Annotated in this window: 19 protein-coding genes; 10 read left to right on the forward strand and 9 right to left on the reverse strand. The window is 64.4% G+C overall.

Going from position 1 to position 22,618, the window contains the following annotated elements; genetic code table 11:
* The first annotated feature begins 66 nt into the window (after positions 1-66).
* On the forward strand, positions 67-3,438 hold the full coding sequence (locus BRA1253DRAFT_RS22350; RefSeq protein ID WP_007598080.1) for an ATP-binding protein: 3,372 nt from the start codon (positions 67-69) through the stop codon (positions 3,436-3,438).
* Positions 3,422-4,351 carry a response regulator gene (locus BRA1253DRAFT_RS22355; protein ID WP_007598081.1) on the forward strand — a complete coding sequence of 310 codons (930 nt, stop codon included), beginning with the start codon at positions 3,422-3,424 and terminating at the stop codon, positions 4,349-4,351. Before BRA1253DRAFT_RS22350 ends, BRA1253DRAFT_RS22355 begins: the two co-directional genes overlap by 17 nt.
* Positions 4,352-4,535: 184 nt before the next feature.
* Here the strand turns inward: BRA1253DRAFT_RS22355 and BRA1253DRAFT_RS22360 are convergent, their stop codons facing one another.
* Positions 4,536-6,038 (reverse strand): NAD(P)/FAD-dependent oxidoreductase, encoded by a 1,503-nt coding sequence (locus tag BRA1253DRAFT_RS22360; RefSeq protein WP_007598082.1) that lies wholly within the window; start codon positions 6,036-6,038, stop codon positions 4,536-4,538.
* A 125-nt stretch (positions 6,039-6,163) separates the two neighbouring features.
* Positions 6,164-6,922: a trypsin-like serine protease gene (locus BRA1253DRAFT_RS22365; protein WP_007598083.1), complete on the reverse strand. Its 759-nt coding sequence runs from the start codon at positions 6,920-6,922 to the stop codon at positions 6,164-6,166.
* A gap of 111 nt (positions 6,923-7,033) precedes the next feature.
* On the opposite strand from BRA1253DRAFT_RS22365, the gene BRA1253DRAFT_RS22370 reads away from it, so the two are divergent.
* Entirely contained in the window at positions 7,034-7,669 is a 636-nt protein-coding gene (locus BRA1253DRAFT_RS22370; RefSeq protein ID WP_007598084.1) for an HAD-IA family hydrolase, read from the forward strand.
* Positions 7,670-7,778: 109 nt separating this feature from the next.
* On the opposite strand, the gene mtnA is transcribed toward BRA1253DRAFT_RS22370, so the two are convergent.
* The 3 genes from mtnA to BRA1253DRAFT_RS22385 all read right to left on the reverse strand — a co-directional run bounded on the left by mtnA (position 7,779) and on the right by BRA1253DRAFT_RS22385 (position 10,179).
* A complete protein-coding gene (gene mtnA / locus BRA1253DRAFT_RS22375; RefSeq protein WP_007598085.1) occupies positions 7,779-8,888 on the reverse strand; it encodes an S-methyl-5-thioribose-1-phosphate isomerase in 1,110 nt (369 codons plus the stop codon).
* An 18-nt stretch (positions 8,889-8,906) separates the two neighbouring features.
* Positions 8,907-9,782, reverse strand: coding sequence for an S-methyl-5'-thioadenosine phosphorylase (locus BRA1253DRAFT_RS22380; protein ID WP_007598086.1), 876 nt, complete (start codon positions 9,780-9,782; stop codon positions 8,907-8,909).
* Positions 9,783-9,906: 124 nt separating this feature from the next.
* Positions 9,907-10,179, reverse strand: coding sequence for a phosphopantetheine-binding protein (locus tag BRA1253DRAFT_RS22385; protein ID WP_007598087.1), 273 nt, complete (start codon positions 10,177-10,179; stop codon positions 9,907-9,909).
* A 355-nt stretch (positions 10,180-10,534) separates the two neighbouring features.
* Between BRA1253DRAFT_RS22385 and BRA1253DRAFT_RS22390 the strand changes: the two genes are divergently transcribed.
* From BRA1253DRAFT_RS22390 to BRA1253DRAFT_RS22405, 4 genes are all read left to right on the forward strand, one after another.
* Positions 10,535-11,752 carry an acyl-CoA dehydrogenase family protein gene (locus BRA1253DRAFT_RS22390; protein WP_007598088.1) on the forward strand — a complete coding sequence of 406 codons (1,218 nt, stop codon included), beginning with the start codon at positions 10,535-10,537 and terminating at the stop codon, positions 11,750-11,752.
* A gap of 64 nt (positions 11,753-11,816) precedes the next feature.
* Positions 11,817-12,797: an amino acid--[acyl-carrier-protein] ligase gene (locus BRA1253DRAFT_RS22395; RefSeq protein ID WP_007598089.1), complete on the forward strand. Its 981-nt coding sequence runs from the start codon at positions 11,817-11,819 to the stop codon at positions 12,795-12,797.
* A 37-nt stretch (positions 12,798-12,834) separates the two neighbouring features.
* Positions 12,835-13,710 carry an acyl-CoA acyltransferase gene (locus tag BRA1253DRAFT_RS22400; protein WP_088941075.1) on the forward strand — a complete coding sequence of 292 codons (876 nt, stop codon included), beginning with the start codon at positions 12,835-12,837 and terminating at the stop codon, positions 13,708-13,710.
* A gap of 228 nt (positions 13,711-13,938) precedes the next feature.
* Positions 13,939-16,806: a PAS-domain containing protein gene (locus tag BRA1253DRAFT_RS22405; RefSeq protein WP_007598099.1), complete on the forward strand. Its 2,868-nt coding sequence runs from the start codon at positions 13,939-13,941 to the stop codon at positions 16,804-16,806.
* Between the two features lie 17 nt (positions 16,807-16,823).
* On the opposite strand, the gene BRA1253DRAFT_RS22410 is transcribed toward BRA1253DRAFT_RS22405, so the two are convergent.
* Positions 16,824-18,518: a GGDEF domain-containing phosphodiesterase gene (locus tag BRA1253DRAFT_RS22410; RefSeq protein WP_007598103.1), complete on the reverse strand. Its 1,695-nt coding sequence runs from the start codon at positions 18,516-18,518 to the stop codon at positions 16,824-16,826.
* A gap of 221 nt (positions 18,519-18,739) precedes the next feature.
* On the opposite strand from BRA1253DRAFT_RS22410, the gene BRA1253DRAFT_RS22415 reads away from it, so the two are divergent.
* The gene (locus BRA1253DRAFT_RS22415; protein WP_007598104.1) at positions 18,740-19,000 is read left to right on the forward strand and encodes a hypothetical protein; all 261 of its coding nucleotides are present in this window, start codon (positions 18,740-18,742) and stop codon (positions 18,998-19,000) included.
* Position 19,001: 1 nt separating this feature from the next.
* Here BRA1253DRAFT_RS22415 and BRA1253DRAFT_RS22420 read toward each other — a convergent pair whose 3' ends face one another.
* The 3 genes from BRA1253DRAFT_RS22420 to mtgA all read right to left on the reverse strand — a co-directional run bounded on the left by BRA1253DRAFT_RS22420 (position 19,002) and on the right by mtgA (position 20,816).
* Positions 19,002-19,646, reverse strand: a complete 645-nt coding sequence (locus BRA1253DRAFT_RS22420; RefSeq protein ID WP_007598105.1) for a hypothetical protein — start codon at positions 19,644-19,646, stop codon at positions 19,002-19,004.
* A 142-nt stretch (positions 19,647-19,788) separates the two neighbouring features.
* On the reverse strand, positions 19,789-19,971 hold the full coding sequence (gene rpmF, locus BRA1253DRAFT_RS22425; RefSeq protein WP_007598106.1) for a 50S ribosomal protein L32: 183 nt from the start codon (positions 19,969-19,971) through the stop codon (positions 19,789-19,791).
* Positions 19,972-20,141: 170 nt separating this feature from the next.
* Entirely contained in the window at positions 20,142-20,816 is a 675-nt protein-coding gene (gene mtgA / locus BRA1253DRAFT_RS22430) for a monofunctional biosynthetic peptidoglycan transglycosylase (protein WP_007598107.1), read from the reverse strand.
* Between the two features lie 160 nt (positions 20,817-20,976).
* On the opposite strand from mtgA, the gene BRA1253DRAFT_RS22435 reads away from it, so the two are divergent.
* Complete coding sequence (locus tag BRA1253DRAFT_RS22435; protein WP_007598109.1) at positions 20,977-21,900, forward strand: polyprenyl synthetase family protein; 924 nt, start codon at positions 20,977-20,979, stop codon at positions 21,898-21,900.
* Positions 21,901-21,907: 7 nt separating this feature from the next.
* A complete protein-coding gene (locus BRA1253DRAFT_RS22440; RefSeq protein WP_007598111.1) occupies positions 21,908-22,600 on the forward strand; it encodes a DUF1345 domain-containing protein in 693 nt (230 codons plus the stop codon).
* The last annotated feature ends 18 nt before the right edge of the window (positions 22,601-22,618 follow it).

Genomic DNA, 22,618 nt, shown 5'->3' on the forward strand with positions numbered 1-22,618 from the left:
AAATGACGACGTAGGCTTTTGGTACAGGTTTTGCGAGGGATGCGGGAGTTCGGGAGTGGGGGTTAAGTGGCAGGGCGGCAGCGGATAGATCGCGTCAGGCGCCAGTACAACCAATGGGTCGCCAACCAGACGCTGGAAGACTACGCGCTGCGCTTCACCGCCAAGAGCGCGCGCCGGTGGTCCGCCGCCCGCGTCGCCAACACCGCACTGGGCGCCATCTCCTTTCTCGCTCTGGAGGCGATCGGCGGCACCATCACCCTGAACTACGGTGTTACCAACGCCACCGCCGCGATCCTCGTCGTCTCCGCCATCATCTTCTGCTGCGGCGTTCCGATTGCCTATTATGCCGCCAAATGCGGCATCGACATTGACCTGCTCACCCGCGGCGCCGGCTTTGGTTATATCGGCTCGACCGTCACCTCGCTCATCTACGCCTCCTTCACCTTCATCTTCTTCGCGATCGAAGCGGTGATCCTGGCCACGGCGCTCGAGATGTGCTTCGGCATTCCGCGCCCGATCGGCTATCTCATCAGCGCCGTCGCAATCATCCCGCTTGTCACCTACGGCATCACGCTGATCAGCCGCTTCCAGCTCTGGACGCAGCCGATCTGGATCATCCTGCACATCCTGCCCTTCGCGGCGATCGCCTGGGCCAATCCTTACTCATTCACGGAGTGGCGGAAATTCGCCGGCGAGCACGGCGACCCCAGCGGACATTTCGATCTGCTGCTGTTCGGTGTCGCATCTTCCGTGGTGTTTTCGCTGGTGGCCCAGATCGGCGAGCAGGTCGACTTCCTCAGGTTCCTGCCGCGCGACCGCCGCACCTCGCGAACGTCGTGGTGGGCCGCCCTGCTGATCGCGGGCCCCGGCTGGATCATCTTCGGCGCGCTGAAATTGCTGCTGGGCTCGTTTCTCGCCTTCTTCGCGCTGAGCCACGGTCTCTCCAGCGAGCTGGCGGCCGAGCCGGCGCACATGTATCTCGAAGCGTTTCGCTACGTGCTGTCGCAGCCGGACATGGCCCTGGCACTCACCGGCGCGTTCGTGATCCTGTCGCAGCTCAAGATCAACGTCACCAACGCCTATGCAGGCTCGATCGCCTGGTCGAACTTCTTCTCGCGTCTGACACATAGCCATCCCGGCCGGGTCGTCTGGCTGGTGTTCAACGTGATGGTGGCGCTGCTGCTGATGGAGATCGGCGTCTACAAGGCCTTGGAGCAGACGCTCGCGCTCTACTCCAATGTCGCGATCGCCTGGGTCGGGGCGCTGGTGTCCGATCTCGTGGTCAACAAGCCGCTCGGCCTGCGCCCACCGCAGATGGAGTTCAAGCGCGCCCATCTCTACGACATTAACCCGGTCGGCGTCGGCGCGATGACGATCGCGACCATCGTCTCGATCGCGGCATTCTACGGCCTGTTCGGCTCGACCATGAAAGCGCTCGCGGCCTTCGTCGCGCTGACGGTCGCCTTCGTCACCGCGCCCGTCATCGCCTGGCTCACTGACGGTAAATACTACATCGCGCGCAAGCCGAAGAGGAGCTGGGCCAATATCGAATCGATCCAGTGCTGCATCTGCGAGCACCATTTCGAGCCGGAGGACATGACCTCCTGTCCTGCCTATGCCGGCCCGATCTGCTCGCTATGCTGCTCGCTCGACGCGCGCTGCCATGATTTGTGCAAACCGCATGCGCGGGCGCAGGTGCAGTTCGCCGACGCGCTCGCCAGGATCCTGCCGCAGTCGATCTATCAGCGGATCAATTCGCAGTTCGGCCACTACATCGGTGTGTTCGTGGTCTCCGCGGGCCTCGTCGCGCTGGTGCTGGGGCTGATCTACCTCCAGACCTCGGTCAGCGTGCCAGGCGAGAACATGCTCGTCTCCAACGTGCTCTGGAAGGTGTTCTTCTCGCTCAGCATCATCATCGGGGTCGTGGCTTGGCTGTTCGTGCTGGCGCAGCAGAGCCGACGGGCCGCCGAGGCCGAGACCCGGCGCCAGACCACGCTGCTGATCCAGGAGATCGATGCCCACAAGCGCACCGACGCAGAGCTCCAGCGCGCCAAGGAAATCGCCGAATCCGCCAACCTCGCCAAGAGCCGCTACGTGGTGGGCCTGAGCCACGAGCTGCGCTCGCCGCTCAATGCGATCAGCGGCTATGCCCAACTCCTGGAGCAGGACACCACGCTCAACACCAAGCCGCGCGACCAGGTCCGCGTCGTCCGCCGCAGCGCCGATCACCTCTCCGGCCTGATCGACGGCATTCTGGACATCTCCAAGATCGAGGCGGGGCGGCTGTACCTGTCGCGCGACGAGGTGCGCTTGACCGAATTCCTCGACCAGCTCGTCGGCATGTTCCGCCTTCAGGCCGCCGCCAAGAGCATCGACTTCGTGTTCAGGCGTCCGGCGCATTTACCGATCGTGGTCTATGCCGACGAAAAGCGGCTGCGCCAGGTGCTGATCAATCTGCTGTCCAACGCGATCAAATTCACCCAGACCGGCAGTGTGCAGTTCGTGGTGCACTATCGCAGCCCGGTCGCGGAGTTCGAGGTGATCGACACCGGCCCCGGCATCCAGGGCGACGATCTCGAACGCATCTTCGCACCGTTCGAGCGCGGCGCGCTCGGTGTCTCGCAGCCACAGACCGGCACCGGACTGGGCTTGACCATCAGCCGGCTGCTCGCCGGCGTCATGGGCGGCGACATCAAGGTCTTGAGCACGGTCGGCAGCGGCAGCACGTTCAAGGTCAAGATGCTGCTCTCGGAAGTCACCAATCCGCAGCGCATTGCGCCGGTGGAGGCCCCGATCTCCGGCTATCACGGCACGCGCAAGACCATCCTCATTACCGACGACGATCCCGTGCATCGCGACCTCCTGCGCGAGGTGTTGACACCACTCGGCTTCATCCTGCTCAGCGCGCCCGACGGACCTGGTTGCCTGGCACTGGCCCAGCACTGCCGGCCCGATCTGTTCCTGCTCGACATCTCCATGCCTGGCATGGATGGCTGGACGGTCGCGGAGACGCTACGCGCCAGCGGCCACCATCAGGCGCGGATCCTGATGGTGTCGGCCAGCGCGCTCGAGGCCCACGGCACACCGCTGGCACAGCCTTTCCACGACGGTTATCTGATGAAGCCGATCGACATTCCCAAGCTTTTGGAAAGCATCCGCCAGCTTCTGAAGATCGAATGGCAATACGGCTCGGAGGAGATCGCCGTGCCGCTGTGGCGGCCCGAAAGCGGCTCGCGGCCGCCTGTCCAACACATCGAGGCGCTGATCGGGCTTGGTCAGATCGGCTACGTCAAGGCTATCCAGTTGAAGCTGGACGAGATCGGCAGCGAGCACCCTGAACATGCCGACTTCGTCGCGGAAATGCGGTCGCTGATCGACCGCTTCGATCTCGACCAGTACATGGCCACATTGAAGACGTTGCATGCGTATGAGCACTGAGTCGAAAAAGCGCGACGTCGCGCTCGTTGTCGACGACTCCCCGGAGACGCTGCGGCTGCTCACCGACGCGCTCGACAGCGCCGGGATGACGGTGATGGTGGCGCTCGACGGCGCGGCCGCGATGCGCATCGTCGACCAGATCACGCCTGACATCGTGCTGCTCGACGCGGTGATGCCGGGCATGGACGGGTTCGAGACCTGCCGCCGCCTCAAGCGTGATGCGGGCCTTGCCAATGTCCCGGTGATCTTCATGACGGGGCTCGCCGAGACCGAGCACATCGTGCGCGGGCTGGAGGCCGGCGGCGTCGACTACGTGACGAAGCCGATCGTGATCGAGGAGATGCTGGCGCGCATCCGCGTTCATCTCGGCAATGCGCGGCTGACGCAAAGCGCACGCGCTGCGCTCGACGTCTCGGGCCGATTCCTGTTCGCGGTCAACCGCCAGGGCAAATTATTGTGGGCGACCCCGCAGGCGCAGAAGCTGCTGGCGGACCACCACGGCGCGCAGGCCGACGACGATTTCGTCCTGCCGGTATCATTGCTGCAATGGCTGGAGCAGGCCAAGGGCAAGGGCAGCTCGAAGTCTCAGGCCGCGTCCCTGCCCGACAATCCTCAACTCCGGTTGTACTACATGGGCGAGACCGCGCCGAACGAGTTCCTGCTGCGGCTGTCCAGGGAGTCCGGCACCGCGCCGCCACCCGAATTCACCAGCGAGCTTGGCCTCACCACCCGCGAAGGCGAGGTGCTGGCCTGGCTCAGCAAGGGCAAGACCAACCGCGACATCGCGCAGATCTTGGGCTTGAGCCCGCGCACGGTCGACAAGCATCTCGAGCAGATCTACTCCAAGCTTGGGGTCGAGAACCGGACTGCGGCTGCGGCGATTGCAACGAATGCAACAAGAAGGAATTCCTGACCCCCCCACCGCCGTCGTCCTGGACAAGCGCAGCGAAGCGGAGCGCCGATCCAGGACCCATTACCACGGTACGTCGTATGGCGAAGACTCTTGATGACAAGCTCGCGCCGCAACTTCTCCCTGGGGTGATGGTCCTGGCTTTCGCCAGGACGACGGAGAAGTTTGTAGCGTCGCCTGCCGCGCCTCACCCGTACACGAACTCCCCGCCATCCAGATCCGTCTTCGGGATCTCGTCCTTTTCGGTCCAGTAATCCTGGCTGTGCTGCCATTCCGGTTTGTCGCCGCGCTTGGGCAGCAGGTCCATGTTGCGCATCATGTAGCCGGGGTTGAAGTTTTCCGGATCGATCCAGGGCAGGATCGGCATGTTGTGGTCTTCGGCGCGCAACTTGACCTCGACCTTCTTCTTGCCTTTGGACTTCATGTGACCGAGCAGGCGGCAGACGAAGTCGGCGACGAGGTCGACGCGCAGCGTCCAGCTGGCGCGGAAATAGCCGAACACCCAGACCATGTTCGGCACGCCCGTGAACATCATGCCGCGATAGGTGACGGTGTCGCCGAAAGCGAGCGGCTTGCCGTCGATCTCGAAGGCGATGTCGCCGAGCGCCGCGAGATTGAAGCCGGTCGCGGTGACGATGATGTCAGCTTCCAGCAGCTTGCCGGATTTGAGCTGGATACCGTTCTCGACGAAACATTCGATCTCGTCGGTGACGACAGACGCCTTGCCGCTGGCGATGCCCTTGAACAGATCGGCATCGGGCACGAAGGCGATGCGCTGCCGCCAGGGCCGGTAGCTCGGCGTGAAATGTGTGTCGACATCGTACTCCGGACCGAGCACCGCGCTGATCTGCCCGATCAGCTCTTGCTTCACCTGCTCGGGTTTTGACAAGCAAAGCTTGGTGAACGCGTCCTGCTCGAACAGGATCTTGCGGCGGACGATCTCGTGGATCCAGGCCTCGTCGATCTGAAGCCGGCGCAGCTCCTCCGCGATCTCGATGGCGTTGCGCCCGAGACGGAAATAGGTGGGCGACCGCTGCAGCATTGTGACATGCGCGCATTTGTCGACGATATTCGGCACCAGCGTCGCCGCCGTCGCGCCGGAGCCGATCACGACGACCTTCTTGTTCGCGAGGTCGATATCATCGGGCCAGGTCTGCGGATGAACGATTCGGCCCTTGAAGCGATCCGTGCCCTTCCATTCCGGCGTATAGCCTTCCGAATGGCGGTAATAGCCTTGGCACATCCAGAGGAAGTTCGCCGTGAAAGTTTTCGGCTCGCCGGTGTCGATCGTCACCGCCGCGATGGTCCAGAGGTTCTGTTCGCTCGACCAGCTCGCCGAATTGATCTTGTGCTTGTAGCGGATATGCCGCGCGATATCGTTTTCGTCGATCACCTCCTTCATGTAGGCGAGGATTTCGTCGGCGGTCGCGATCGGCGGCCCGACCCAGGGCTTGAAGCTATAACCGAAGGTGTGGAGGTCGCTGTCCGAACGAATTCCGGGATAGCGGTGCGTGGTCCATGTGCCGCCGAACGTCGCCTGCGTTTCCAGGATGACGAAGCTCGCACCCGGAAGCTGCTTGGTCATGTGATAGGCGCTACCGATACCCGAGATACCGGCACCGACGATCAGCACGTCGAAATGTTCAGAAGCTTGTTTGGCCGTGGCGTGACTGCGAACAGCGACATTCATTGTTGCTTCTATGCCTTGCTTGTTTTTGTGCCCGCCCTTGATTGGGCGGCGCGTTTCCTCCGCGACGGACGTGGTTGCCCATCGCGCTTCCGCTTCAAGATGACATAGATCAGGGCGCGGTCAAATCACAGCGCCGCACCCCAGATCCGCGCGGTCTGCAAGATCCAGTCGCGATAGAGCGTGAGCGGCGTGACGCCGGTCAGCCCGCCGCAGCCGGCGGCTCCGTTCGGCCCCGTGGACCAACTGATGACGCCGACGAGCACGGCTCCGGTCGGCTTGTCCTCGAACACGGGACCGCCGGAATCACCGGTGCAAGCCCCAATTCCGTCGCGAACACCGTTGGTTACGGGGTCGACCAGCCTGATCTGGAGCGTGCCGGGCTGCCCCGTCGCGACGAGGCCGGCAACACGCGTCGCGCCGCCACTCTTGCCGTCGCCACGCACGGTGACGCCAATACCGGCGATGACGAAGCGGCTGCCGACCTGGATCGGAATATTCGGCGCACCGACCGGCACCGTCGATTTTCCCTTGAGTGGAATTTCCAATTGCAGAAGCGCCAGGTCGGCGGTAGCGCGATGCGCTTGCATCGCCTGCATGTTGAAATTCGGATGGATCGCGACGGTGCGGACATTCAGCAGCTGCGGCTGCCCGTCGGTGCCGCGATCGACGATCTTGTAGTCCGCGCCGGGCTGCACGCAGTGGGCAACGGTGAGCACCAGCTTTGGCGCAACCAGGGTGCCGGTACAGAAATTACCGCGCGAGCCGACGATCGTGACGACGGCGCGCGCGACGCCATCGGCCTGCGGCGTACCGCCGCCAACGATGGCATAAGCGGGCGTGGCGAGCAGCAGCGCGGTTGCGATGATGGTTACAAGCTTTTTCATGGGAACACGCTTTGGTATCGGCATCGCTGACGGCGGTGGGATGGCTTCGGACTGGCCCTTGCCGATAGCGCATGCTAGCGCTCTTGGAAAGGAATTGACGAGGGCGGGATCTTGACGATCGAGGCTGTGATCTTTGATTTTGGCGGCGTGCTGACGAGTTCGCCGTTTGAGGCGTTCACGCGGTTCGAGACAGAGCGTGGCCTGCCCATCGACATCATCCGGCGCACCAACGCCGCCAATCATCTGGAAAATGCATGGGCCAAGTTCGAGCGCGCCGAGGTCGACATCGACACGTTCGATCATTTGTTCGCGACGGAATCGCTGGCGCTCGGCGCAGAGGTGCGCGGCCGCGATGTGCTCCCGCTGCTTCAGGGGGATCTGCGCCCCGAGATGGTCGAAGCGCTGAAGCGCATCAAGGCGCAATTCAAGACCGGCTGCATTACCAACAATCTGCCGGCCAATGCGATCGGCAGCATGACCGGGCGCTCACTCTATGTCGCCGAGGTGATGGTGCTGTTTGATCATGTGATCGAGTCCGCCAAGATCGGCCTGCGCAAGCCCGACCCGCGCATTTATCAGCTGATGGTCGAGGCGCTGAAGGTCGATCCGAAGAATTGCGTCTATCTCGACGATCTCGGCGTCAATCTGAAGCCGGCCCGCGAGATGGGCATGACGACGATCAAGGTCACCAGCGGCGCCCAGGCGATCGCTGAGCTCGAGGCCGCGACGGGATTGAAGCTGAGCTAGGCGGTGAACCGTAGGGTGGGCAAAGCGAAGCGTGCCCACCAAAGCTCGCGCGGCCCGGAATGAATATGGTGGGCACGGCGCGATGCGCCTTTGCCCCACCCTACGAACGCTACTCCGCCGCGGCTGCGATCCGCTCCGGAAACGCCGCGGCAAGTGACGCGCGATCGGCTTTCAGCACGCCGCGCTCGGTGATGAGGCCGGTGACGAGCCGCGCCGGGGTGACGTCGAAGGCATAATTCGCGACCGGCGAGCCCTCCGGCACGATGCGCACGGTCTCAAGTCTTCCGTCCGCAGTGCGGCCGGTCATGTCGGTGACTTCCGTGCCGCTGCGCTGCTCGATCGGGATGTCGCGGATGCCGTCATCGACGGCGAAGTCGATCGTCGGCGACGGCAGCGCGACATAGAACGGCACGTTGTTGTCGTGCGCGGCGAGCGCCTTCAAATATGTGCCGATCTTGTTGCAGACGTCGCCATTGGCGGCAACGCGATCGGTGCCGACGATGGCGAGATCGACCATGCCGTGCTGCATCAGATGCCCGCCGGTGTTGTCGGGAATCACCGTATGCGCCACGCCGTGATGGCCGAGCTCCCAGGCCGTGAGCGAGGCGCCCTGGTTGCGCGGACGCGTCTCGTCGACCCAGACATGGACCTTGATGCCGCGCTCATGCGCCAGATAGATCGGCGCCGTCGCCGTGCCCCAATCGACCGTCGCAAGCCAGCCGGCGTTGCAATGGGTCAGCACATTGACGGTCTCGCCCGGCTTCTTCCTTGCGACGATCGCCTCGATGAGTTTCAGGCCGTTGCCGGCGATGCCGCGGTTGATCTCGACGTCCTGCTCGGCGATCTCGTCGGCGCGCGCATAGGCAGCTTCGGCGCGCTCCAGCGGATCGATCGGCGCGAGGCTCGCGCGCATCTCGTCCAGGGCCCATTTAAGATTGATCGCCGTCGGCCGCGCCACCACGAGCGTGTCGTAGGCGCGCTTCAGCCCGGCGTCGGAAGCATCCTCGCGCATCGCCAGCGCCATGCCGTAAGCTGCGGTCGCGCCGATCAGTGGCGCACCGCGCACCAGCATGTCGCGGATGGCGAGGGCCGCGTCCTCGCATGAGGTCAGCTTCGCAACGATGAACTCATGCGGCAGCCGGCGCTGGTCGATCGCGCCGACCGACCAGCCGTCGCGCTCACGCCAGATGCTGCGGAAATGCTTGCCGTCGACTTTCATGGCATTCTGCCTTTCGTATCACGTCCGCAGGATGCGCCCGGCCACCGCATCGAGCTTCTTCAAGAGCTCGGGATCGCGCGCCTCGGGCGCGGTGATCAGCGCGGTATCGAGCGCGCGGTCCGAGCCGATCGGGCACGGCTCATGCTCGCGCGGGAAGTCTTTCGCCAGCCGCGCCACCAGCGCTTTTGCCTTGTCGGCGTTCGAGCTCAGAACGCGGATGATGTCCTGCACGGTGACGGCGTCGTGATCGGGATGCCAGCAATCGAAATCCGTCACCATCGCAACGGTGGCGTAGCAAAGCTCGGCCTCACGCGCGAGTTTCGCCTCGGGCATGTTGGTCATGCCGATCACGGAATAGCCCAGCGTCTTGTAGGTCATGCTTTCCGCATAGGTCGAGAATTGCGGCCCCTCCATGCAGACATAGGTGCCGCCTCGCGCAAACGCGATGCCCTCGGCTTCGGCCGCCGTGGCAAGATGGATGCGCAGCCGCGGCGAGACCGGGTGCGCCATCGACACATGCGCGACGCATCCCCTCCCGAAGAACGAGCTCTCGCGCTTGTGGGTACGATCGACGAACTGGTCGACGAGAACGAAGGTTCCCGGCGGCAGCTCCTCCCTGAACGAGCCGCAGGCCGACAGCGAGATCAGGTCGGTGACGCCGGCGCGCTTGAGGATGTCGATATTGGCGCGATAATTGATATCGGACGGCGACAGCCGGTGGCCCTTGTCGTGGCGCGGCAGGAACACGATCGGCAGGCCGGCAATGGAGCCGCGCCGCAGGGGCGCCGACGGCTCGCCCCAGGGGCTCCTGATCACCTCTTCGCGAGCGTCCTCCAGCCCCGGCAGATCGTAGATGCCGGAGCCGCCGATGATGCCCAATACCGCCTGCGCCATGCCTGCTCCACCCCGTTTGCGCCATCGCAATCCCGAGAGGAAGCTATGCCAGTTTTACATCGGTTTTGGAACGGGGGATGGGATCAGGAAGTGCCGTCAGGAGGATGCGCGCCAGCACTCCTGATTATGCCGCGGCCGCCGACTGCAGCTGGGTCGCGACCATGCGCTCCAGCGTCTCGACGGACTGGAAGTTCTCCGGTGTGATCTCGGACTGCGGAATCGTGAAGTCGAACTCGGCTTCGACGCCGAGCATCAGATTGACCATGTCCATCGAGGTCAGGCCGACGTCGACGAGCTTGGCCTGCGGCGCGACCTCAGCGGAGAGCGAGTTCTGGGCGAGGATGCCCTTCACCAGCTTGATGATGCGATTGCGCAACTCGGTATCGAAAGCCTGCATCGGTAAATTCCCATCTGTCGACAAAGGTCGGACCGGTTGCCGGCTACGATGGGCACGGCGGGCCGATCCCGCAATGGACGCCACCATTACTTCGCGTTTCTTAGTAAACGATGACTCAGATTGTCTGGAATTCCGGCTTCTTACAGATCCCTAACGCGACCGCGGAAATCCGGGCGATGCAAACAACCCGAACTTAACTGTTCGTTCGGAATTGGCCTTTGTTTACCCTCTATTTCATCGACGAATTTGAATTAAATCCGTAGCCTCATCTCATAAGCAAAGATGGTCGGAGGATCGCTTGCGGCATCGCGAATGATGCCGGCGATCCTGAACGGCAAACCGGAGGCGGACGAGTATGAACGTGCGTGAAGCAGTCCTCACTGTCGACGAGACGCAGACGAGCTTTCTCGAGCAGGGTCCCTCCCTCATTGAGCGCGCCGCCCGGACCGCCACCGTGGCGGCTGCCGACGCAGACGGGGTCGATCGCGATGCCCGCTTCCCCCACAAGGCTTTCGAGGTTGCGCGTGAGCAGAAGCTGCTCGGCGTCATGATCCCGGTCGAGTTCGGCGGCTTCGGTGCCTCGATCCACGACCTCACCGACGTCTGCTACACGCTCGGACGCGCCTGCGCCTCCACGGCGATGATCTACGCGATGCACACGACAAAGGTCGCCTGCGTCGTCAGGCACGGTCACGGCATTCCCTGGATGGAAACCATGATGCGCCGGGTCGCGCGCGACCAGTGGCTGCTCGCCTCCTCCACCACCGAAGGCCAGAACGGCGGCAACATCCGCGCTAGCGCCGCCGCCGTCGACGTCGCCGGCGACACTGTCTCGCTGCTGCGCGACGCCACCGTGATCTCCTACGGCGCCGAGGCCGACGGCCTCGTGACCATCGCCCGCCGCGCCACCGACGCTTCTGCATCCGACCAGGTGCTGCTGGCGCTCGCCAGGGACGATTATTCGCTGAAGCGGACGCTGGGCTGGGAAACGCTCGGCATGCGCGGCACCTGCTCGACCGGCTTCGAGCTGAAGGTCGACTGCCCGACCGACCGCGTCTTCCCGGAATCCTACGACAAGATCCACGCCCAGACCATGACGCCGTTCGCACATCTGTGCTGGTCCTCGGCCTGGGCTGGTATCGCTGCAGCCGCCGTTACCCGTGCGCAGGCCTTCGTCCGCAAGGCGGCCCGCACCTCGGGCGGACAGATGCCCCCGGCAGCCGCGCATTTCACCGCCGCCAAGATGTCGCTGGCCAAACTGCGGGCGCTGATATCGGCCAATATCGACTCCTTTGCTCGCGCCGAGCACGACGAACGCGCGCTCGGCTCGCTCGACTTCCAGTCTTCGATCACGCTTCTGAAGGTGCAGGCCTCCGAGCTCGCGGTCGAGACCGTGATGCATGCGATGCGCACCGCAGGACTATCCGGCTACCGCAACGACGGTGAGTTCACCATGGGCCGCCACCTGCGCGACGTGCTGTCGTCGCCGATCATGATCAACAACGACCGCATTCTGGCCAATGCCGCGACGTCGACCCTGATGAGCGGCGTGCCGACAGGCCTTCGGGACTGACGAGCTTTCGAGACCGACGTGCCTTCGTTCAATAAGAATAATTTCAGATAGCAGGAAGCCGAACATGAACATTGCTGTTCTCCCCAACTCGCCTGAGACCGCGCCGCAGATCGCGGATCCGCTGGACCATCTCGCCGAGAAGCTGTTCCACCCCATGGGCTCTGACGGCGTCTATGCCCGGACCGCGCTTTATGAAGGCATCGTCGAAAAGCTCGCCGCGCTGATCACGAGCCATCGCGAGGCCGGCACTGAGGTGATGCGCTTCCCGCCGGTGATGAGCCGGTCTCAGCTGGAAAGATCCGGCTACCTCAAGAGCTTTCCGAACCTGCTCGGTTGCGTCTGCGGCCTGCACGGCACCGAGCGCGAGATCAACGCCGCGGTCAGCCGCTTCGATGCCGGCGGCGACTGGACCAGCTCGCTCTCGCCGGCAGACCTCGTGCTGTCGCCGGCGGCCTGCTATCCCGTCTATCCGATCGCGGCGAGCCGCGGCCAGTTGCCGAAGGGTGGCCTGCGCTTCGACGTCGCCGCCGACTGCTTCCGCCGTGAACCGTCAAAACATCTCGACCGGCTGCAATCGTTCCGGATGCGGGAATATGTCTGCATCGGCAGCCCCGATGACGTCGCCGATTTCCGCGAGCGCTGGATGGTGCGGGCGCAGGCGATTGCGACCGATCTCGGTCTCACCTTCCGCGTCGATTACGCGAGCGATCCGTTCTTCGGCCGCGTCGGTCAGATGAAGGCGGTGAGCCAGAAGCAGCAGCAGCTCAAGTTCGAACTGCTGATCCCGCTGCGCTCGGAAGAGCAGCCGACCGCCTGCATGAGCTTCAATTATCACCGTGAGCATTTCGGCACGACCTGGGACATCCAGGACGCCAATGGCGAGCCGGCCCACACCGGCTGCGTCGCTTTCGGCATGGACCGCCTGGCTGTCGCCATGTTCCACACGCACGGCACCGACCCTTCCGCCTGGCCCGCCAAGGTGCGGGAGATCATGGGCCTGCAGCCGCAGATCGCGGCCGATGCCCACGGCGAAGGCTGGCGCTAACGGAACGAGGCCGGTCATTTCCACGGGAAAGACGAGCGTGATCCATACCAAGGTCCGATGCCGCGAGATCACCGAGGCCGACGTCGATGCGGTCGCGGACTTGCTGACGCGCGGCTTCGTCGGCCGCTCGCGCAGCTACTGGATCCAGGGCCTGCGCCGGCAAGCCTTCCGACCCGTACCGGACGGCTACCCGCGCTTCGGCTACATGCTCGACAATGATGGTACGCCGGTCGGCGTGCTGTTGCTGATCTATACGGCGCGAAGGGACGGCGACGAGACCGCCATCCAGTGCAATTTGTCGAGCTGGTACGTCGACCCGGCCTACCGCAATTACGCCCCGCTCCTGACCAAGATCGCGCAACGTCACAAGGACGTCACCTATCTCAACATCAGCCCGGCGCCCTGGACCTGGCCGATCATCGAGACGCAGGGCTTTCGCGCCTATTGCCGCGGCATATTCTTTTCCGTCCCTGCGCTGGCGCGCGTCCCACGCTGGAGCAAGATCGAGGTCATCTCGCAGCACGCCAAGACGATCGACGGGCTTTCCGATGCCGAGACCGATCTCTTGACGCGGCATGCGCGCTACAATTGCCTCAGCCTCGTCTGCCGCACGCCGAAAGGAGCGTTCCCCTTCATCCTGCAACCGGTGCGCATCCGCCGTGGCATCATTGCGCCACCCGCGATGAAGCTGATCTACTGCCGCAACGCGGCCGAATACACCGAATGCGCGGGCCGCATCGGTCGGCTGCTGCTGCGGCTCGGCAAGATCGCGGTCGCCGTCGATTCCAACGGCCCGGTTCCCGGCCTCGTCGGCATCTATACCGAGCGTCGCGGCCGCAAATATTTCAAAGGCCCACACCGGCCGCAGCTCGCCGACCTCACGGATACGGAACTCGTGCTGTACGGGCCGTAGGCGCCGTTTGGGCCAGACATTCGATGTCATTAGGGCCTAACGCGCAATTGCGCAGGTCGACCGGCGCGACGCGTGCCTGCACGCCCCTCCACATTCGCACGCATCACTGCGATGCTGGTCACCCTCCGTAAACTACGGCGCTTAAGGGAATTTTCCCGCCTCTTCGCTAGCCTCGGCGACCGAATTACCTTGCGTTAGGTCTATTGCCCGCCGAGACCCCGCCGCCCCATGACGTCGATGCGCAACAACGAGCTTGATGCACGCCGCGAGCAAGGCCCGAAGGCCCTGGTCGGGCTGAGCCAGCTTGCGCTCGACCACATGGAGCAAGGCGTCTGCGTCTACGATGCCGGCAACCGGATCGTGCTGGTCAATCAGCGCTACCTTGCGCTGTTCAACATGTCGGCCGACATCGTGCGGGTCGGCACGACCTACCGCGACGTGCTCGCCCACAGCGTGGCCCTTGGCAATATCCCCGCAGACGAAGTCGACACACTTTATGCCGCGCGCATGGCGCGGATCGCAACCGGCCAGCCGTTCCGGACTGAACAGACGCTTGCAAGCGGCCTCGTCATGGCGCTCGAGCTGAAGCCGTTTCCCGGCGGCGGCTGGATGACGATATGCGACGACGTCAGCCGCCTCGCCCGGGTCGAGGCGGAGCTGCGCGTGCAGACTGAGCGCAGCCAGCACGCGCTCGCCAACATGTCGCACGGGCTGATCATGTACGACGCCGACAGCCGTGTCGTCGTCTGCAACGAACGTTTCCTGAAGCTCTACAATCTCGACGCGGACATCGTGAAGCCGGGCGTCACGCACGGCGCGACCATCGATCATTGGCTTTCGCGCGGCAACCTGCCGGGGATGTCGGCCGACGAATTCCACGACACCAGGCTGGAGGACGTGCGCACCAGGACGACGAAAACCCTGCTGGTGATGCGCTATGACGGACGGATGGTGCAGGTGGTTTCCCGTTTTCTGCCCGACGGCGGCTGGGTGACGGTGCACGAAGACGTCACCGAGCGGCTGCAATACGAGGAGATGCTGAGGCAGCAGAACTTCATGCTCGATGCGGCGCTGGAGAACATGGCGCACGGACTCGCCTTCTACGACAGCGACATGCGCCTGCGCGTCTGCAACACCACCTACCGAAAGATCTATCGGCTGTCGCCGGAGGAAGCCAAGCCAGGCACGCATCTCGGCGAACTGATCGAACGCTCGATGGCAAACGGCGCGTTCTCGTCCGAGTATAGTCCGCAACAACTCCTGGAAGCCGCCAGCGCAAGGATTGCAGACCGCAACTCCTCGCCGATACGCCGGCGGATGTCGAACGACACTACGATCTCGGTGCGCTATTGCGCCCTGGCCGAAGGTGGTTTTGTGTCCACCTACGAGGACATCACCGAACGCGAGCACGCAGTCGAGGAGTTGAGCGAACAGTATCGACGCTTCGACGCGGCCCTGAACAACATGAGCCAGGGCCTGTGCATGCTCGATTCGAGCTTGCGCGTCATCGTCTGCAACCGGCGCTACATCGAGATGTATGGACTGTCCCCCGAATTGGTGAAGCCGGGTGTGTCCATGCGCGAGATCATGGAGCACAGCTGCGAGCTCGGCATCCATCCAAAGACCACCGCCGCGCGGCTCTATGCCGACTATGTCGAGAGGCTGCGCGAGGGCGAGCACACGCTGCACCGCTATTTGGGCGACGGCCGCATCATCAAGCTCAATCACAAGCGAATGGAGCATGGCGGCTGGGTCGTCACCTATGAGGACGTCACCGAACGCCACAAGGCCCAGGCCCGCGTGGCGCACATGGCGCGGCACGATTCGCTCACCGACCTGCCCAATCGCACGCTGTTCCGCGAGAAGATGGGCGAGGGGCTGAACCAGGTCGCGATCGCCGGCGGCGCGATGGCCGTGCTGTGCTTCGACCTCGACAATTTCAAGACCGTCAACGACCGCCTCGGCCACGCGGCCGGCGACCGGCTGTTGCGGTGGGTCGCGGCGCAGCTGCAGGAGAATGTCGGCGAGCACGACACCGTCGCGCGGCTCGGTGGCGACGAGTTCGCGGTTCTCCAGCGCGGACCGCAGCCGCAATCGGCGGAAAGGCTCGCACGCCGCCTGGTGGAGATCATCGGTCACCCGCCGCCGCTGGAGCACCAGTCGATGCATGTCGGCGTCTCGGTCGGCATCGCAATCGCGCCCGATCATGGGCTCGACGCCGACGAGCTGATGAAATGCGCCGACCTCGCGCTGTACCAGGCCAAGGCCAAAGGGCGCGGCGCCTATCAGCTGTTCGAGCCCGAAATGGAGAAAGAGGCTCGCAGCCGGCACGCGCTCGAGCACGATCTGCGCGGCGCGCTGGAGGCCCGTGAATTCCACCTCGCATTCCAGCCGCAGGTGCGGCTCGACACCACCGAACTTACCGGCTTCGAGGCGCTGCTGCGCTGGAAACATCCTTCGCGCGGCCTCGTCTCGCCGGCCGAATTCATTCCGATCGCGGAAGAGAACGGGCTGATCGTTCCGATCGGCGAATGGGTGCTGCGCACGGCCTGCGCGACCGCAGCGACCTGGCCCGATCTCACCGTCGCGGTGAACCTGTCGCCGGTTCAGTTCCGCTCGCGCGGGCTGGTGGCAATGGTCACGAGCGCGCTTGCGGAGGCCGGCCTGCCGCCGCATCGGCTCGAGCTCGAGGTCACCGAGACGGCGCTGCTCGACGACAGCGAGGCGACGATCGAGATCCTGCACCAGCTGCGCGCGTTGGGCGTGCGCGTCAGCCTGGACGATTTCGGCATCGGCTATTCTTCGCTGAGCTATTTGCGCAAGTTTCCGTTCGATCGCATCAAGATCGACCGCTCCTTCGTCGGCACGCTCAGCGAAAGCCCCGAGAGTATGGCGATCGTCCGCACCATCGCCAGCCTCGGCTCGGTGCTCAACGTCGAGACCACGGCGGAGGGTGTCGAGACGATTGAACAACTCGACTTCGTCCGCGAATGCGGCTGCACCGCCGTTCAGGGATATTATTTCGGCAAGCCCTCCCCGGCCGCGGAGGTCGTGCGAGTCATCGAGCGCCTGAACACCGTTCGGCGCGTGGCGTAGGGATCGGGCTCAGACTCCTATCCTGCCGCGGGCAGCACGCTGTCCGGCGGCGCGCCCCAGGGGCGGTCGGCTGAGGCGAGCCCGATCAGGCGGCCCTGGATGTAGTCGCAGCCCCAGTCGCGCAGCATGTTCGCAGCTTCTTCGTCCTGCACCCATTCGGCCACCGTCTTGATGTCGAGGCGGCGGGCGAGGTCGATCAGGGTCTGCACGAAGGCGCGGTCGTCGGCCGAGCGAGTGATGTTCTGCACGAACGCGCCGTCGATCTTCACGATGTCGACGCCGAGCTTGCGCAGATTGCGGAACGAGGTGTAGCCGGCGCCGAAATCATCGATGGCGATGCGACTGCCGAAATTCTTCAGCCGGGTGACGAAGCCGCGCACGTCGTCGATGTCCTGGATCGCGACGGTTTCGGTGATCTCGACGATCAGCCGCTCGGCGACGCCGGGATGGGCGCGCATGAGCGATTCGATTCCGGCCCACCAATCCGGGTCCATGGTGGTGTCCGGGGAGATGTTGAGGCTGAGGCAGATGTCGGGCGCGGCGGCGAGCTCGGCGACCACCAGCTCGAGCACGCGGTGATCGACCAGGCGGATCAGGCCGAGCCGTTCCGCGACCGGCACGATGTCGGGCGCAAGCAGCACCTGGCCGTCGCCCTGGTCCATTCGCACCAGGCATTCGTGAAAGGCGCACTCGCGCGAGAGGGCAGCGACCACCGGCTCATAAGCGAGCTTGATGCGGCGCTCATTCAGTGCGGTGACAATCTCGTCGGTGACGCGGATGTTGACGCGGCGCTGTGCGTCGCGCGCGGCATCCGGGCGCCAGGTTGCGAACGAGCCAACGCGGCGTTGTTTCGCCGTGTCCAGGGTCTCGTGGGCGCGATTGACGGCTTCATCGGTGTTGCGGGCATAGCGCGGCACGCTGACCGCACCGATCGAGGCGGTGACCGACACCGGCCCGGATTTGGTCGGCACCACCTCGTCGCGGATGCCGGCGAGGAAGCGCTCGGCGGCGACGTTCATGTCGTCGACGGTGCAATTCTTCAGGATCAGGCCGAACTTGTTGCCGGAGAAGCGGCCGAGCACGTCACCACCGCGCAAGCGCGCGCGAATGCGCGTGGCGACGTCGAGGATCACGGCGTCGGCAACGTCGAAGCCGAAGGCCTCGTTCACACGCGCGAGATGATCGATGCCGACCAGCATGAAGGCCGCGGTCGAGCGGAAACGGGTCGCCTCCTCGATAGCCTCGGCCAGCGCGGCGATCAGATGCGAGCGATTGAGCTCGCCGGTCAGCGGATCGAGCCGGGCCAGCTTCGTCAGTTCCTCGTCGCGGGCATGGCGTTCATTGTTGATGCGGACCGACCCGATCGCACGCACCGGGCGGCCATCGGGACCGGCGAACCAGCGGCCGGTCTCCTCGATCCAGACCACGGGATCGGTGGCGCTCATGCGCACGCCGTACTCGATCCGGTAGGGCGTGCCGTCGGCGCCATGCACGGCTGAGGTCTGCGCCAGCGCGGCGGTCCGCAGCGATTGCGCGGGCTCGATCAGCCTGGCGAATTCGGCGCCGGTGGCCAGCCGTTCAGGGGGAATGCCAGGAAAGATGGCGCCGACCTGCTCACCCCAAACGATGGCATCGCTAGCGATGTCCCAGGCGAACACGGCCTGGCCGAGGGCGGCCAGGATGTCGGAGGCTTGCGGCAATGCGGGGGTCAAAATCGCCTCGTTTCGGGACAGCGGGGAGTCCTGAGTCGGCACAGGATAAAGCCAGATTCGCCATTGACCCTAGGCAAAGTTGATAAACAATTTGGAAACCACGTTTCCTCACGCGCAGGAACCAAACCGGCCCGCCCGGCATAGGCCTTGCGAGTACATGACACGCACCGGCGCCAGCGTCTCGAAACGAGACGATCTTCGCCGGGTCAACGGTGATTGCGATGTTGAGTACCGATCGATCGAACGCCTCGGACAACAGCACGGGCTCGGCTCTGGTGCCGCTGATGCCGATTCTGCAGTGGGTCCACAAGGCACCGCTGCCGCGCCCCGATCCCAGCTTCGTCACCCAGCTCATCGCCAATGCCGAGCACCTGCCCCAGGCGACCCGGCTCCGCCGCGCGTCTTCCGGGGATGCGCAGGTCGCCTATGGCAGCAAGCGCCCGCTTCCGAGCGTCACCGCGCGCACGCGGCAGGTGGCTTGAATCAGCGCGGCGCGTCGGGAGACGGCTGGGTGCCGTTGCCCGGCTGCAAATGCGGCGAGGGAATTTCCGGTGAAGGCGTACTCACAGGCTTCGGCGCCGGGTGATCCATCAGCACGGATTCGGCGACCGATTGTGCCGTAGGCGCGGGCGGCTCCGCCGGAGCTGGTTGCGGAGCGGGCACTGGCTCGAACTTGGGCTCGAACGTCCCTTCATCTGCCGGCGTCTCGGCCTGACGCCTGGCCTTGCGCGGCGCTGGTGCGGTCTCGGCGACATAAGCCACGCGGCGGCGGGTACGCTGGGCGATGCCGCCGAGGAAATCGGCCATCGCGAGCAGCACCAGAAGGAAATAGGTGGAGTTGCCGAATTTCGGCCACATCACGAATTCGGCCGCAGCCGCGCCGAACACGATCAGTGACAGCAAATGATCCATCAGGAATTTCGAACCGGGCCGCGCGCCCTTGACCACTTCGAGCAGCAGCAGCACGACACCTAGCGCGAGCATCACGTCGGCGAGCGTGACCGGCCAGGCCTCGCCCGTGATCATCGGCACCTTGAACAGCACGTCCGTAAAGGACACGCTCGGCATCAGGAAAGCGATGATGTTGTAGACCGCGAGCGGGATCAGGAGCAGCGGGAAACCGACCATCGGCGAAATGCCTTCTCGATCAAGATATCCAGACAGGACAATGCGGCGGCGAAGCATTAGCTCCGCCGCCGTCACTGTCATATCTCATGGGTTGGCCGAAATCAGGCAGGCCCGATCGTCCTGCCCAAAGAAAGGTCCGAACTCAGGACTCTTTCTTCTTCAGGACCTGACGGCCCTTGTACATGCCGGTCTTGAGGTCGAGATGGTGCGGACGACGGAGCTCGCCGGAATCCTTGTCTTCCACATAGGTCGGCTTCTTGATGGCGTCAGCCGAGCGGCGCATGCCACGGCGCGACGGCGAGGTTTTTCTTCTCGGAACGGCCATTTCAGTATCCTCTAGGGATTGGTGTCATCAGGGCATCGTCCGCGGAGGGACGGCTCAGCACCCGCAAACCGAGGCGAGCTGAATGCCGGTCAAGGCCGGGCTTATAGAGGAAGGCCTGCCTTAAATCTAGGGCTCTGGGGCCGGAAAATGCGCCCGAAAAGGACCCGAAATCAGCGATTCTCCCGCCAGCAGGTCGAAAGCGAGCTGGCCTGCGCCCTCGCCACATAGGTCCCGGCCAGCCGCCGGACACCCGGTCCCGGCGTCCTGGCGCTGCGTTTGACCGGATTCGGCAGGATCGAGGCCAGAAGCGCCGCATCCCGGGGGGAGAGGTTCGCCGCCGACTTGCCGAAAGCATAGGCGCTGGCCGCCTCGGCCCCAAACTGGCCCTGTGGTCCCAGTTCGGCGATGTTGAGGTAAATCTCCAGGATCCGTGCCTTCGGCAGGACGAGATCGATCCACAGCGCCAACGGGAATTCCAGCGCCTTGCGGACGAAGTCCCGCCCCTGCCAGAGGAACAAGTTTTTCGCCACCTGCTGGGTGATGGTGGAAGCGCCCCGGAACGGGGTGCCGTCCTCCTTCGCATCGTCGATCGCCTCACGCAGCGCACCCCAGTCGATGCCGTGATGCTTGCAGAAATGGGCGTCCTCGGCTGCCACCACCGAGCGTGGCAGCGAGGGCGACATCGCCGCCAGATCGATCCATGCCCGCTGCATCGGCGCACCCCGAAGCGAGCGCCAGACCATCAGCGCCGAAACGGGATGGCCGGCACGGTAGAACGGCGCGATGACATAGGGCGCGAGAGCCGCGACCGCGAGCACCAGGAGAAGGGTTTTGACGACGCGCAAATCAACCTTTCCGGCGCAGAACGAAACGCGGCCACGGGCCCGGCATTAAGTCTGTGATAATTCGGGCCTTTTCCAGCACTTTTTAGGCCTTCCAAACGATTGACTGAGGCGGGCGCATAAAGGATTGTCCCGCCGAATTTTAGTTCTGGAGCCCTTCTTGATGACCGGCACGTCCCCGTCCGATTTCGCCAAACGTCTGGACAAGACCGCTGATGACACCGAGGCCCTGCTCGGGCGCCTGCTGTCGGACGACATCCTGCACGATGAGATCGCCCGTCCCAAGCGACTGATGGACGCAATGCGCTATTCGAGCCTCAATGGCGGCAAGCGCTTGCGGCCGTTCCTGGTGGTCGAAAGCGCGGCCGTGTTCGGCGTGTCGCGCGAAGCCGCACTGCTCGCCGGTGCGGCGCTCGAATGCATCCACTGCTATTCGCTGATCCACGACGATCTGCCGGCGATGGACAATTCGGACCTGCGCCGCGGGCGCCCGACCCTGCACAAGAAGACCGACGACGCGACCGCGATCCTCGCGGGCGACGGCCTGTTGACGCTCGCCTTCGACATCATCACCCGCGACGAGATCCATCGCGACGCCAATGTGCGGCTCCTGCTGACGCGCGCACTGGCGCGCTGCGCCGGCATCGGCGGCATGGTCGGCGGCCAGATTCTCGACCTCGCCGGCGAAGGCCGCTTTGGCGGCAACGAGCCGATCGACGTCGCCCGCATTCAGCAGATGAAGACCGGCGCGCTGCTGCGCTACGGCTGCGTCGCCGGCGCGATCCTCGGCCAGGCCTCACAAAAGGAATATCAGGCGCTCGACGATTACGGCCGCGCGCTCGGCGAAGCCTTCCAGATCGCCGACGACCTGCTCGACGTCGAAGGCGATGCCGCCGCGCTCGGCAAGCCTGCCGGCGCTGATGCAGCGCTCGGCAAGACCACCTTCGTCACCCAGCTCGGCATCGAAGGCGCCAAGCAGCGCGTGCGCGACCTGCTCGCGCGCGCCGACAGCGCCGTGTCGATCTTCGGCGAACGGGCCGCCGTGCTGCAAGCGGCTGCGCGGTTCGTGGCCGAACGGAAGAGCTGATAGCGCGATGGCGGGCGGCAGCAAGGAAGACCCCGCCCTCGCCCGCTTTCGCAAGATGTCGCGGCCGATGCGGCTGATTTATGCGCGTCCGCGGACGTTCATGTCGCTTGCTGTTGGTATTCTCGTCTGCCTGCTCATCCCGGGTTCGCACCGGCTGGTCACGCGGCTTCTGTTCGGCTGGGATGCGTTGATCGCCGTTTATCTGGTGCTGGTCTACGCGATGATGCTATGCAACGACCACCAGCACATCCGCCGCGCCGCAGCGATGCAGGACGATGGCCGCTTCGTGATCCTGCTGGTGACGGCGATCGGCGCCTTCGCCAGCATCGCCGCGATCGTCTCCGAGCTTGGAACGCCGCATCGCGGCGTCCTGGAGCTGAGCATCGCAATCACCACCATCGTGTTGTCGTGGGCCGCCGTGCACACGATCTTCGCCCTGCATTACGCGCATGATTATTACCGGCACGCCACGCCGGGCGGCCTTCAGTTTCCCAGCGGCGACAAGGAAGACCACGCGGATTATTGGGACTTCGTCTATTTCTCGTTCGTGATCGGCATGACCGCGCAGGTCTCCGACGTCGGCATCTCCGACAAGACCATCCGCCGCACCGCGACCGCGCACGGCATCGTCTCATTCATCTACAATACGGCCTTGCTGGCGCTGACGGTCAACATCGCGGCGAGCGCGATCTCGACGTAGTCGTCGTCCTGGCGAAAG

This window comes from Bradyrhizobium sp. WSM1253 (genome assembly GCF_000244935.1).
Classification (GTDB): Bacteria; Pseudomonadota; Alphaproteobacteria; order Rhizobiales; family Xanthobacteraceae; genus Bradyrhizobium; species Bradyrhizobium canariense.

Bases quoted from the DNA above. Each gene is read 5' to 3' on its own strand.
- BRA1253DRAFT_RS22435 (WP_007598109.1), top strand. From the start codon at position 20,977: ATGACCGGCACGTCCCCGTCCGATTTCGCCAAACGTCTGGACAAGACC.
- mtnA (WP_007598085.1), bottom strand. From the start codon at position 8,888: ATGAAAGTCGACGGCAAGCATTTCCGCAGCATCTGGCGTGAGCGCGAC.
- BRA1253DRAFT_RS22360 (WP_007598082.1), bottom strand. From the start codon at position 6,038: ATGAATGTCGCTGTTCGCAGTCACGCCACGGCCAAACAAGCTTCTGAA.
- BRA1253DRAFT_RS22395 (WP_007598089.1), top strand. From the start codon at position 11,817: ATGAACATTGCTGTTCTCCCCAACTCGCCTGAGACCGCGCCGCAGATC.
- BRA1253DRAFT_RS22415 (WP_007598104.1), top strand. From the start codon at position 18,740: ATGTTGAGTACCGATCGATCGAACGCCTCGGACAACAGCACGGGCTCG.
- BRA1253DRAFT_RS22420 (WP_007598105.1), bottom strand. From the start codon at position 19,646: ATGGTCGGTTTCCCGCTGCTCCTGATCCCGCTCGCGGTCTACAACATC.
- BRA1253DRAFT_RS22405 (WP_007598099.1), top strand. From the start codon at position 13,939: ATGACGTCGATGCGCAACAACGAGCTTGATGCACGCCGCGAGCAAGGC.
- rpmF (WP_007598106.1), bottom strand. From the start codon at position 19,971: ATGGCCGTTCCGAGAAGAAAAACCTCGCCGTCGCGCCGTGGCATGCGC.
- BRA1253DRAFT_RS22380 (WP_007598086.1), bottom strand. From the start codon at position 9,782: ATGGCGCAGGCGGTATTGGGCATCATCGGCGGCTCCGGCATCTACGAT.
- BRA1253DRAFT_RS22390 (WP_007598088.1), top strand. From the start codon at position 10,535: ATGAACGTGCGTGAAGCAGTCCTCACTGTCGACGAGACGCAGACGAGC.
- BRA1253DRAFT_RS22355 (WP_007598081.1), top strand. From the start codon at position 3,422: ATGCGTATGAGCACTGAGTCGAAAAAGCGCGACGTCGCGCTCGTTGTC.
- BRA1253DRAFT_RS22365 (WP_007598083.1), bottom strand. From the start codon at position 6,922: ATGAAAAAGCTTGTAACCATCATCGCAACCGCGCTGCTGCTCGCCACG.
- BRA1253DRAFT_RS22440 (WP_007598111.1), top strand. From the start codon at position 21,908: ATGGCGGGCGGCAGCAAGGAAGACCCCGCCCTCGCCCGCTTTCGCAAG.
- BRA1253DRAFT_RS22385 (WP_007598087.1), bottom strand. From the start codon at position 10,179: ATGCAGGCTTTCGATACCGAGTTGCGCAATCGCATCATCAAGCTGGTG.